General features: G+C 64.3%; 8 protein-coding genes. 2 read left to right on the top strand and 6 right to left on the bottom strand.

Features of this window, described 5'->3' with window-relative positions; genetic code table 11:
• The 3 genes from C2U70_RS31070 to C2U70_RS31060 all read right to left on the bottom strand — a co-directional run.
• Nucleotides 1-650: GlgB N-terminal domain-containing protein (locus C2U70_RS31070; RefSeq protein WP_433960720.1), on the bottom strand; the 650-nt coding region annotated here is incomplete at its 3' end.
• Nucleotides 643-3936 carry a maltose alpha-D-glucosyltransferase gene (gene treS, locus C2U70_RS31065; protein WP_140982444.1) on the bottom strand — a complete coding sequence of 1098 codons (3294 nt, stop codon included), beginning with the start codon at nt 3934-3936 and terminating at the stop codon, nt 643-645. The genes treS and C2U70_RS31070, both read right to left, overlap by 8 nt.
• A gap of 10 nt (nt 3937-3946) precedes the next feature.
• Nucleotides 3947-5899 carry a maltotransferase domain-containing protein gene (locus tag C2U70_RS31060; RefSeq protein WP_140982443.1) on the bottom strand — a complete coding sequence of 651 codons (1953 nt, stop codon included), beginning with the start codon at nt 5897-5899 and terminating at the stop codon, nt 3947-3949.
• Nucleotides 5900-6107: 208 nt separating this feature from the next.
• Here C2U70_RS31060 and malQ point away from each other — a divergent pair, with 208 nt between their 5' ends.
• Entirely contained in the window at nt 6108-8063 is a 1956-nt protein-coding gene (malQ, locus tag C2U70_RS31055; protein ID WP_140982442.1) for a 4-alpha-glucanotransferase, read from the top strand.
• A gap of 33 nt (nt 8064-8096) precedes the next feature.
• Nucleotides 8097-9899: a glycoside hydrolase family 15 protein gene (locus C2U70_RS31050; RefSeq protein WP_140982441.1), complete on the top strand. Its 1803-nt coding sequence runs from the start codon at nt 8097-8099 to the stop codon at nt 9897-9899.
• Nucleotides 9900-9941: 42 nt separating this feature from the next.
• Here the strand turns inward: C2U70_RS31050 and C2U70_RS31045 are convergent, their stop codons facing one another.
• From C2U70_RS31045 to pgl, 3 genes are all read right to left on the bottom strand, one after another.
• Nucleotides 9942-10754, bottom strand: coding sequence for an HAD family hydrolase (locus tag C2U70_RS31045; RefSeq protein WP_140982440.1), 813 nt, complete (start codon nt 10752-10754; stop codon nt 9942-9944).
• 9 nt (nt 10755-10763) lie between these two features.
• The gene (locus C2U70_RS31040) at nt 10764-11309 is read right to left on the bottom strand and encodes a gluconokinase (protein WP_140982439.1); all 546 of its coding nucleotides are present in this window, start codon (nt 11307-11309) and stop codon (nt 10764-10766) included.
• On the bottom strand, nt 11296-11909 hold a 614-nt coding region (pgl, locus tag C2U70_RS31035), incomplete at its 5' end, for a 6-phosphogluconolactonase (RefSeq protein ID WP_140982438.1). The genes pgl and C2U70_RS31040, both read right to left, overlap by 14 nt.

Genomic DNA, 11909 nt, shown 5'->3' with positions numbered 1-11909 from the left:
TCGTCGAACACGATCGACGCAGTCTTCGGCCGCACTTCGGTGGCAAAGGCGAACGGATCGGACTTCAGCGCCAGATTGTGGCCGTGCGGACCGACGATATCGAACTTGTAGTGATCGCCTGATGTGGCATGGGGGATGAACAATTCCCAATAGCCCGCGCCGCGCACGCGCATCGGATGCCGCCGCGCATCCCAGAAATTGAAATCGCCCACCACGCTGACGCGCCGCGCATTCGGTGCCAGCACCACGAAGCCGATGCCGTCGACGCCGTCGAGCGTCATCGGATGCGCGCCGAGCTTGTCGTAGAGCCGCTGATGCGTGCCTTCGCCGAGCAGATAGAGATCGAAATCGGTCAGGATCGGTGGAAAGCGATAGGGATCCTCGAGCTGAACGATATTGTCGCCGAATCTTGCGCGCAACCGGTACCGCTTGGCGCCGTTGGGCAGGCTGCCCGCAAACAGGCCCGACTCGTGGATGCGGTCGAGCTTGGCCACTTCGCCGTGCTCGCCGACCGCCTCGACATTGGACGCTTCGGGCAGGAACGCACGCACCACGCTTCTGTCGCCCTCGGGATGCAGGCCGAGATAGTGGAAGGGGTCGGAGTGGCGGCCCTCGATGATCGCATAGGCCTCGGCAGACAATTTAGGCATGAGCTTCGCTCTCGGCATTGGACAGAATGCGAAGCAGCCCGGTCAACGGCGCGGTGAGCCCGTCGGACCGGTGGGACAGTTCGTACTCCACCTCATCGAACGCTTTATCAAGCAGGAAGAAGTTGACGAGGCCTTCCTGCGAGGCCTGGTCGGCCGGCCACAGCCGGCGGTTGGTCATCGCGTCGCGATAGGCGGCAAAGAACGTCGTGGCGGCGCGCTCACGCCATTCGCCGAGCGCGGTCGCAAGCCGGCCCTGTTCGTCCGGCGCGCCCTTCTGGGCGCGGCTCAGCGCGGCATTCACCGACAGGTCGATCGACCGGATCAGGCCCGCGACGTCGCGCGCGGCGGGGAGCTTGCGCCGCCGCTCCGCGAGGGGGCGACGCGGATCGCCGTCGAAATCGATGATGAAGATATCGTCCTTCACGATCAGAACCTGCCCCAGGCGGAAGTCGCCATGATGACGGATGTTCAACCCGCCGATACCGGATGGCAATAGCGTCGTGAGCCGGTCGGCGAGGTCCAGGCGTAGGGCCTGCAACCGGTCGATCAGCGCACGGTCGGTCTCCCTCAGGCCATCGCGGCGTTCGGTCAGCTTTTCGCAGACCCGGTCGGCACGGGCCTCGAGCTCACCAGTCCAGCGTTCTGCCTGGGCGGGGTCGATCGCTTCAGGGGCGAAATCGGCGGTGTCGCCGGCCGCCAGCGCCAGATGCAATTCGGCGAGGCGCTTACCGGTCTGGGCGAGATAATGCAGATAGGGCGCCTGCTCCTGGATTTCGCGCGGCGTTTCGCTGACCGGCAGCAGCCGCTGCTCGTCGATGAAGCGGTCGAGATAGCCAGATGTGACAGCCCAGCCGTCGCCCTGGTTCTCGACATAGGCGTGCACCACGCCAATGGAGCTGCGCTGATTGCCCTCGACCAGCTCGGCGGTGCCGAGCAGCGCCGGCGCATTGGCAAAGTGCGCGACCTCGGTGAGATAGTGGCCGATCTCGATCTCGGGATTGGTGCCTGGCTCGAGCTGGCGGTAGATCTTGGTGACGTAGAGATTGTCGACCAGCGCCGTGCTGTTGGCCTGCTCGATGGCGCGAATCTGTTCGGGCTGTTTCACGGCGTATTCGGCGAAGCGGCTGGTCGGCTTGAACTCGAGCCGCAGATCGTTTTCCTCGACGATCAGCGACTGGCTGAGGTTGCGCAGGAACAGGCCGATGAAGATCTGGTCGGTCGCGACATCGAGCAGCGTGCCCTCACGCGCGCCTTGGCGCACGGCGGCGAGCGCCTTCGGGTTGAAGCGCTCGCGATCGAAACGTACCCACTCGATCTGCATCGGCATGACATAGCGCGCGCTGGCGCCGTGCTGCGTCGCCTCGAAGAAGGCGAGCCAGGGACGGTTGTCGCCGATGTCGCAGAACGGCACCGCCGCGGTCAGCTTTGGCTGAATCTGCTTGGGCTGTCGTTCCGGATACCAGCGCATGCGCGACAGGAAGCCGGGCAGCACGTCGCGCTCGAACACGCTGCGTTCGCGCGCCAGCGACACCCAGGTGGAGTTGACCGGCACCACCAGGGTCTCGAATTCCGGCACGGCGCGCGGCGTCACCGGCTCGGATTTGTCGCGCTCTCGGAGCTGGAACCAGTAGAAGCTGTAAGGCCCGAGCGTGATCATGTAGGGCAGTTCGCCGATTGCGGGGAAGCGCGTGCGGCCCAGCATCTCCTGCGGAATCCGGTCTTTCCACGGCGACAGGTCGAGTTCGGTCGCCTGCGCGGCGCGCGACAGGTTTGCGACGCAGAGGATGACCTCGTCGCGGTACTGCCTGACATAGGCGAGCACGGAGCGGTTGGCCGGGCGGATGAACGTCATGGTGCCGCGGCCGAAGGCGAGCGTCGACTTGCGCACCGAGATCAACCGCTTGGTGGCATTGAGCAGCGAGGACAGGCTGCGCGACTGTGCCTCGACATTGACTGCTTCGTAGCCGTAGACGGGGTCCATGATCGGCGGCGCATAGAGACGTGCAGGATCGGCGCGCGAGAAGCCGCCATTGCGGTCCGGGCTCCATTGCATCGGCGTGCGCACGCCGTTGCGGTCGCCGAGATAGATGTTGTCGCCCATGCCGATCTCGTCGCCGTAATAGACGATCGGCGTGCCCGGGAACGACAGCAGAAGCGAATTCATCAGCTCGATCTTGCGGCGGTCGTTGTCCATCAGCGGCGCAAGGCGCCGGCGGATACCGACGTTGATGCGGGCGCGCGGATCATTGGCGTAGGTCGACCACAGATAATCCCGCTCGACGTCGGTCACCATTTCCAAGGTCAGCTCGTCGTGGTTACGCAAGAACAGCGCCCATTGGCAGCTTGCGGGAATATCCGGCGTCTGGCGCAAAATGTCAGTGATCGGGAAACGATCCTCCTGCGCGATCGCCATGTAGATGCGCGGCATCAGCGGGAAGTGATAGGCCATGTGGCATTCGTCGCCGCGGCCGAAATATTCCTGCACGTCCTCCGGCCACTGATTGGCCTCGGCCAGCAGGAGCTTGCCCTTGGAGTAGGAATCCAGCTCCTGGCGCAGCCGCTTGATGATGGCATGCGTCTCGGGGAGATTCTCGTTGGAGGTGCCCTCACGCTCGCAGAGATAGGGAATGGCGTCCAGGCGGAAGCCGTCGACGCCGGCATCGAGCCAGCGCTTCATCACCTGGATAAGCGCGCTGACGACGCGCGGATTGTCGAAGTTGAGGTCTGGCTGGTGCGAAAAGAAGCGGTGCCAGTAGAACGCGCCGGCTTCCGGATCCCAGGTCCAGTTCGACTTCTCGGTATCGGTGAAGATAATCCGCGTGCCCTGGTATTTCTGGTCGGTATCGCTCCAGACATACCAGTCGCGGGCGCTCGAGCCCGCCGGGCTGCGGCGCGCGCGCTTGAACCAGTGGTGCTGGTCCGAGGTGTGGTTGACCACGAGCTCGGTGATGACCCTCAAACCCCGCCGCTGCGCTTCCTGGATGAAGCGCTTGAAATCCTTCATGGTCCCGAAATCGGGATTGACCGAGCCATAGTCGGCGATGTCGTAACCGTCGTCGCGGCCGGGCGAGGGATAGAACGGCAGCAGCCACAGCGCGGTGACGCCGAGGTCCTGCAGATAAGGCAGCTTCTCGGTCAGGCCCGCGAAGTCGCCGATGCCGTCATTGTTGCTGTCGGCAAAGGCCTTGACGTGGAGCTGGTAGATGATCGCGTCCTTGTACCAGAGCTCGTCGGCGACTTCGGTCGCCTGCGCCTTCTTGGCATCGACGGAGGAGAGAACGTTCATGGCGCGCCTCTCAAGCCAGGCAGCGGAAGATCAGGGCGGGATCGTGATATGGATCGACCCGCAGGCGGATCCCACCCCATTCGATTGGAATTTGCTCACCAGTCACGAGATTTTCAACGGCCGAGAGATGGCGACGCTCGCCATCGACGTCGCGCGTGATGTCGCCGAGCGGAAGCCAGAATTCATGCACGTGTCGTGACAACGCAATAGCAACCAAAACCATACTATCCCGATCGGGAGCCTCCTTCACAAACGCAATCACTTCGCCGTCTTCGTGGCCTACGAAGCGCAGGTTCGCCGTCTGCTGCAGCGCCGCGTTCTCGCTGCGGATGCGATTGAGCGCGCCGATATACGGCTTGATGTTGCCGTCCCCGTCCCAGTCGCGAACCCTGATCTCGTATTTCTCCGAGTTGAGATATTCCTCTCGGCCCGGCACGGCCTCGTGCGCGAGCAACTCGAACCCGGTGTAGATGCCGTAGTTCCCCGATAGCGTCGCCGCCAGCGCCACGCGCGACTTGAACATCCAGGGCTCGCCGCCCTGCAGATGATAGGGCAGGAGGTCGGGCGTGTTGGTGAACAGGTTCGGCCGATAGAATTCCTGCTCGGGATGGCGAGTCAGCTCGCGCAAGTGCTGCTCCAGCTCCCATTTCTGCGTGCACCAGGGAAAATAGCTGAAGGACTGCGCGAAGCCGAGCTTTGCCAGCCCCTTCATCAGCTTCGGCCGGGCAAAGGTCTTCGAGAACAGGATCACGTCGGGATGTCGGCGGCGGATGTCTGCGATCAGCCATTCCCAGAAGGCGAACGGTGCGGTGTCGTGATTGTCGAGCGCAAAGATCGTCACGCCGTGATCGATCCAGAACAGCATGACGTCGCGAAACGCGTTCCAGAGCGCGGCACGATCGACGCAGTTGAAGTCGGGCGTGACGATGTCCTGATATTGTCCCGACGGACCTTCCGCGCGCATCGAGCCGTCCGGCCGCCATTTGAACCATTCGGGGTGCTCGCGCAGCCAGGGATGGTCGGGCGAGCACTGCGCGGCAAAATCGAGCGCGAGCTCCAGGCCATATTCCAGGCAGGTCGCGACGAGTGCGCGAAAATCCTCGATGGTGCCGAGCTCGGGATGCAGCGTGGTGTGCCCGCCTTCGACCGAGCCGATGGCGTAGGGACATCCGGGGTCGCCGTCTGCCGCGACAGGCGAATTGTTGCGGCCCTTGCGATTGGTGCGGCCGATCGGATGGATCGGCGTGAAATAGAGCACGTCAAAACCCATCGCGGCGATGTCGGGCACGCGCGCGATGCAATCGCGCAACGTTCCGTGCTGACCCTCTAACCTGCCTTGGCTGCGCGGCATCATCTGATACCAGGCGCTGAAGCCGGCCTTGTCGCGATCGGCGACGAGCGGGAACAGGGACGAGCGGGTCAGGTCCGGCCGCAACTGGCTCTCGGCCATGGCCGCCTTAAGCTCGTTCGCCAGCAGCGGCGTGATGTCGCCGGACTCCAGATAGTTTTCGCACTGCTTGACGATGACGGCCGCGGCCTCTTGCCCCGCGCCATAGGCCTTGGTCAAAAGGCCGGCTCCCTCGATGCCATCGAGTGTCACATCGGCGCCGGATTGCCGCCGCAATTCCAGCTGATGGCGCCAGGTCGCGAATTCGTCGGTCCAGGCTTCGATGGCATAGGTGTAGTGCCCCGGCTCGGCCGGGACGAAGGATGCGACCCACCGGTCATTGCCGTGATGGGTCATAGGCGCGCGCTGCCAGTCGCGGTCGGGCTCGTGCCGCCAGAGCAAATTGGCTGAGATCACGTCGTCGCCCTCGCGGAAAATGTCGGCCCAGACGTCCACGCGCTCGCCCGCGATCCGCTTGACGGGGAAGCGGCCGCCATCGACCAGCGGATAGACGTCTTCAATAAGGAAAGCGCCGCCGGTTGCGGCACTCTCGACAGTTTGAATTGTCTTGTTCACGGTGATGCCATTGACAAGAAAGCGGCGTCTCGTGTCCCCTCCGGGGGAACCGACCCTTGGTACCTATATAGAAAGCCGCTTGTGTGTCATTAGTTCCGCGCTGGAACGACGGCGGTAGTGAGTGAGTTAGATCGGACTATCCTATTCCTCCGCCTCATGAAAACCCGATGCCGCCGAACTCAGAGGTGGCGTGCAAGCTGCGTGCCGAATGGACCTTCTAGCTCAAGCCAAAACCAAGGGAATCCAGGCCGAATTCGTCGACGCCCTGGGAAAGCTGCGGGTCACCGCGCCCGACGCGCTCCAATCCATCCTGGCCGCGCTGCCGGACAAGCGTGCCTATCGCTTCGTCAGCGGCGCTGTCGTGGTTCGCAACGGCGGGGACGCGCTTCTGGCGCTAAGCGAAGCCCCAGCGCTTCCGCTGCGCTGGCAGATTCGCGATGGCGCAAAAATAGTCAGTGAGGGCGAGACGCGTGCGCGCTCCATCGCCTGGCCTCCCGGCTTGGCGTCAGGCTATTTCCGGCTGATGCTGACCGACGCCAAGGGCGTGGCGGAAGAGGTGCCGCTGATCGTTGCGCCCGAGCGTGCCTTCACCGGCGATTTCGATCGCGGCTGGCTGCTGGCCGTGCAGCTCTACAGTGTCCGCTCCGCGCGCAATTGGGGCATCGGCGATTTCACCGATCTTGCCGGTCTCGTCCGGCTCGCAAACGAGTTGGGGGCCGACGGCGTCGGTCTCAACCCGCTACACGTGCTGTTCGACGACAAGCCGAGCGATTGCAGCCCCTATTCGCCGAACAGCCGCCTGTTCCTCAATCCACTCTATATCGACGTCGAGGCGATCCCGGAATTCTCCGCCGGTCTGCTGCCTGATGCGCGTGCGACCGCGACTGCATTGCGCGAGGGTGATCGCGTGCGGTATCGCGACGTGGCGCCGTTGAAATGGCGCGGCCTGCGCGCGGCCTACGATGCGTTCACGGCCAAGGCAACCGCGGCGCGCCGCAAGGAGTTTGACGCCTTCCGCGCCGAGCGCGCGCCGCTGCTCGAGCGCTTTGCCTGTTTCGAGGTGCTGCGCCATCGTTTCGCGGGGCGTCCCTGGTGGGAATGGCCGGCGGAGTGGCAGCAGCCGGACGAGGCGACATGCGCTAGTTTGCGCGCCGGACCCGACAAGTCAGAGATCGAGTTCGTCGAGTTCGTGCAATGGACCGCGGAAGCGCAACTGCATGCGGCCAAGGAACTGGCTGGCCAGCTCGGCATGAAGGTCGGGCTCTATCTCGACGTCGCGGTCGGCGTGCAGTCCGACGGGTTTGATGCCTGGAATGAGCAGGGCGCGATCTCACGCCATCTCGCCGTCGGCGCGCCGCCTGACGTGCTCAACACCGTGGGCCAGGATTGGGGCCTCGCCGGCTTCAACGCCGGTGGCCTCGAGGCGCAATCCTTCGGGCCGTTTGCGGAGATGCTGAGCGCCTCGATGCGCCATTCCGGCGCCATCAGGCTCGACCATGTGCTCGGTCTCAAGCGGCTCTATCTGGTGCCGCGCGGCTTCAAGCCGGATAATGGCGCCTATGTGCAGATGCCGTTCGACGCGCTGCTCGCGACCGTCGCGCGCGAGAGCGCAAGGCATCGCTGCATCGTGATCGGCGAGGACCTCGGCACCGTGCCGGAGGGTTTTCGGGAGACCATGCAGGATTGGGGCATCTGGTCGTACCTGGTCATGATGTTCGAGCGCGACGATGCCGGCCGCTTCCGCAACACAGACCACTACCGGCCCAATGCGCTGGTGACACTGAACACGCATGATCTCTCGACCTATGCCGGCTGGCGCACCTTCAGCGACCTCAAGATGAAGCTGTCGCTCGGGCTCGATCCCGGCGAGAACGAGGGGGCGCGCTGGCATGCGCTCGGCATGCTCGACCAGATTCTTCGGCACAACGGCATCGAGGCCAACGACCTCTATTCGGTGCTGCGCTTCCTGTCGCGGACGCCGTCACGGCTGCTTGCGGTGTCGCTCGAGGATCTGCTCGGCGTCGTCGATCAGCCCAACATCCCCGGCACGATCGACGAGCATCCGAACTGGCGCCAGCGCCTGCCGGTCGCGCTCGACAAGATCGCCGGCACGATCGATCTTGCAGCTTTGAAGAAGGCGACGCGGGAACGCTCGCGCGCTTAACGCTTTGACGTCGACAATTTTGGTCATGCGGAATTGTCACAGAAGATCGAAGACTATGCGTTGATCGGCGATTGCGAGACCGCGGCCCTCGTCGGCCGCGACGGCTCGATCGACTGGCTGTGCTGGCCGGCCTTCGATTCCGACGCCTGCTTTGCCGCCATTCTCGGCACCAACCGCAACGGCCGCTGGCTCATTGAGCCCGACGGCGAGATCACCGGCACATCGCGGCGCTATGCCGACAACACGCTGATCCTGGAGACGCGGTTCGATACCGCTGAGGGTAGCGTCGTGCTCGTCGATTTCATGCCGCCGCGCGGCAAGGCCTCCGACATCGTACGGCTCGTTCGCGGCCTCAGCGGCCGCGTCAAGCTTAAGATGGAGCTCGTGATCCGCTTCGGCTTTGGCGTCGACATTCCCTGGGTGCGACGGTACGAGGACGGTTCGCTGCTCGCGATCTGCGGGCAGGACATGACCGTGCTGCGGACGCCGGTTGAGACCAGCGGCAAGGATCTCACCACTATCGCCGAGTTCGATGTGAAGGCCGGGGAGACCGTGCCGTTCGTGCTGACCTATGGTCCCTCACACATCGACCCGCCGGGGCCGATCGACCCAACCGCCGCCTTGCAGGAGACCGAAGCTTACTGGAAAGACTGGTGCAGTCGCTCCACCCATGACGGTCCGTATCACGACCTCGTCATGCGCTCGCTGATCACGCTGAAGGCGCTGACCTTTGGTCCCACTGGCGGCATCGTCGCCGCGCCGACGACGTCGCTGCCGGAAAAGCTCGGTGGCAGCAGGAACTGGGATTATCGCTTCTGCTGGCTGCGCGATGCCACCTTCACGCTGCTGGCGCTGATGAACTCCGGCTATACCGAGGAAGCTTCGGCCTGGCACAATTGGCTGCTCCGCGCGGCGGCCGGCGCGCCGTCGAACATGCAGATCATGTACGGCATCTGGGGCCAGCGCCGTCTGCTCGAATGGGAGGCCGGCTGGCTCGACGGTTACGAAGGCGCAAAGCCGGTGCGCGTCGGCAACGCCGCACATGCGCAGTTGCAGCTCGACGTCTATGGCGAGCTGATCGATGCCTTTCACCAGTCGCGCATGGCAAAACTGAAGCTCGACGAGGAGAGCTGGGCGCTGGAATGCGCCGTGCTCCAGCATTTGGCCGAGGTCTGGGATCACCCCGATCACGGCATCTGGGAGCGCCGGGGCGCGGCAAAGCACTACGTCTTCTCCAAGGTGATGACCTGGGTCGCCTTCGACCGCGGCATCAAGAGCGCCGAAACCTTTGGCTTCAAGGCCCCGCTGCTGCATTGGCGGGCGCTGCGCGATGCGATCCATCGCGACGTCTGCGAAAACGGATTTGACGCTGGGGCGAACAGCTTTGTCGAATCCTATGGCTCAAAGCTGCTCGATGCCAGCGTGCTGCTGTTGCCCGCCGTCGGCTTCCTGCCGCCATCCGATCCGCGCATCCGCGGGACGATTGCGGCGGTGGAACGGGAGATGATGCACGACGGCTTCGTGCTGCGGCACGATCCGCGCGAGGTCTCCGACGAGACGCAGCCGATCGAGGGCGCGTTCCTCGCCTGCAGCCTGTGGCTGGCGGACGCCTATGTGCTCGCAGGCGATCTCGACAAGGCGCAGGCGCTGTTCGACCGCGTCTCGGGTATCGCCAACGATGTCGGGCTCTTGGCCGAGGAATATGATTCCGTCGCGAAGCGCCAGACCGGCAATTTCCCGCAGGCACTGACTCATATTGCGCTGATCAACACCGCGCACAACCTGTCCGCCGCGCGCAAGGGCAGCGAGAAGCCGGCCGTGCAGCGGTCGAAGTGATCTGTCGTCCCCGGGCTCGCTTCGCGCCCCGGGACGACAGTTTCAGTCGGCGCCGTTCGCCTTCAAAATCATCTCCATCGCCGCGGCGAATCCGTCCTGCTCGTTGCTGGCGGTGACGTGGGTGGCCTGTTGCTTGACGTCGTCGGCGGCGTTGCCCATGGCGAAGGAGACACCGCTGACGCGGAACATCGCGAGGTCGTTCTGCATGTCGCCGATGGTGGCGACCGCGTCGGTGGAGATGCCGAGCCGCCGCGCCATCGCCTGCACGAAGGTGCCCTTGCTGACGCCGGGTGGCGTGACGTCGAGATAGTAGGTCTGCGAGCGCACGGCATGTGCGCACGTGCCGAGCGCCTCCTGCATCGTCTTTTCGCAGGCCTCGAGACCTGCCGCGTCAGTGCTCGCGCCCACGATCTTGCAGGCGGTCTTGAGGTAGGGCGCGAAGTCCGGCACGACGGTCGGATCGGAGCGGATCGTGCGCTGCTCGTGGCCGACGTAGCGGCCATCAGGATTGCGGATCAGCCATTCGTCGTTAGTGAAGATCCAGATGTCGGCGCCGAATTTTTCGAGGATGTCGAGGCTTTGAACGGTCGCGGCCTCGGGAATCAAATGCTGCTCGACCGGGTTCATCTCGGGATCGATGATGGATGAGCCGTTGAACGGGCCGACCGGCAGCGTGATCGCGAGCGGCTCGATCAGGAAGCGCATGCCGATCGCGGGGCGGCTCGAGGTGATCGTGAAACCGATGCCGGCCCGGTGCAGGCGTTGCACCGCTGATCGCGCGCGGTCGGTCAGCGTCTTGTCCTTCGTCAACAGGGTGCCGTCGACATCGGAGACCACGAGTGAGATGGGTGTCATGACGAGACCTTAGGTTTTCGCGGCTTTAGGCGTCGTGCCGCCGAACTTCAACTGCCGCAAAATGCCGTCAACGATGGCTTCGACGGATTCGTCGATCGAGACGGTGATGACGTGCTCGCTCGTCTCAGGCGGTTCGAGTGTCCTGAACTGGCTGGTCAAAAGTTCCGGCGGCATGAAATGCCCCTTGCGCTGCGCCAGCCGGTCCGCGATCAGCTCCTGCGTGCCCTTCAGGAACACGAAACGGACGTCGTCGCGGCCGCGCAGCAGCACGTCGCGATAGCTGTGCTTCAGCGCCGAGCAGGCGATGATGACGTGCTCGCCGGCCTTGCAGACCCGGCCGATTTCGTCGGCGATGGCGTTGAGCCAGGGCCAGCGGTCCTCATCGGTGAGCGGGTGGCCCGCGCTCATCTTCGCGACATTGGCGGCGGGATGAAACCCGTCGCCGTCCTCGAAACGCCAGCCGAGCCGCTCGCCGAGCGCCTTTGCGACCGTGCTCTTGCCCGAACCCGACACGCCCATCACGATCAGCGCACATGGTGCTTCAGCGCCCGCCACCAAACCCCTCCGGAAGCGCGGCATCGTCGACCAGCCAGACCGTCTCGCCATTCGAACGTGCGCGCACGGCTGGCAGGTTCTCGCCATTGAGAAGGCGCGTCAAGATCGCGCGCTTTTCCGGCCCCGCCATCTGGAACAGCATTTCGCGGCAGGAGGCGAGCACGGGCAAAGTGAGTGTCACCCGCGGCACGAAGGGCGCGACATTGGCCTTGGGCACGCCGACGACCCAGCGTTCGTTCTCATCAAGGGCAGGGTAGCCGGGGAAGAGGGAAGCCGTGTGGCCATCGGGGCCGGCGCCCATCAGGACGAGGTCGAACAGGGGGCGCGCCGGATCGAGGCGCATGGCGCCATAGAAGGATTGCAGCTCCCGTGCATAGGCCGCGGCGCTCGTGTCGAGCCCTTCGGTCGCAGTCGGGATCGGATGGATGTTGGCCGGCGGCGCGCTGACGTTCAGGAAAATCTCGCGGGCGATCGTCATGTTGTTGAGGGGATCGCTTGCCGCGACAAAACGCTCGTCGCCGATGAACCAGTGCACGCGCTCCCATGGGATCCTGTCGCGATAAGATTCGGAGCCGAGCAATCGATAGAGCAGTTTTGGCC

Source organism: Bradyrhizobium guangdongense, assembly GCF_006483445.1.
Lineage (GTDB): Bacteria > Pseudomonadota > Alphaproteobacteria > Rhizobiales > Xanthobacteraceae > Bradyrhizobium > Bradyrhizobium guangdongense_A.
Note: the sequence above shows the minus strand (reverse complement) of the source record. Positions and strands in the feature narration are given on the sequence as shown.

Coding starts and splice junctions, on each gene's coding strand:
- treS (WP_140982444.1), bottom strand. CDS start 3,936: ATGAACGTTCTCTCCTCCGTCGATGCCAAGAAGGCGCAGGCGACCGAA.
- malQ (WP_140982442.1), top strand. CDS start 6,108: ATGGACCTTCTAGCTCAAGCCAAAACCAAGGGAATCCAGGCCGAATTC.
- C2U70_RS31045 (WP_140982440.1), bottom strand. CDS start 10,754: ATGACACCCATCTCACTCGTGGTCTCCGATGTCGACGGCACCCTGTTG.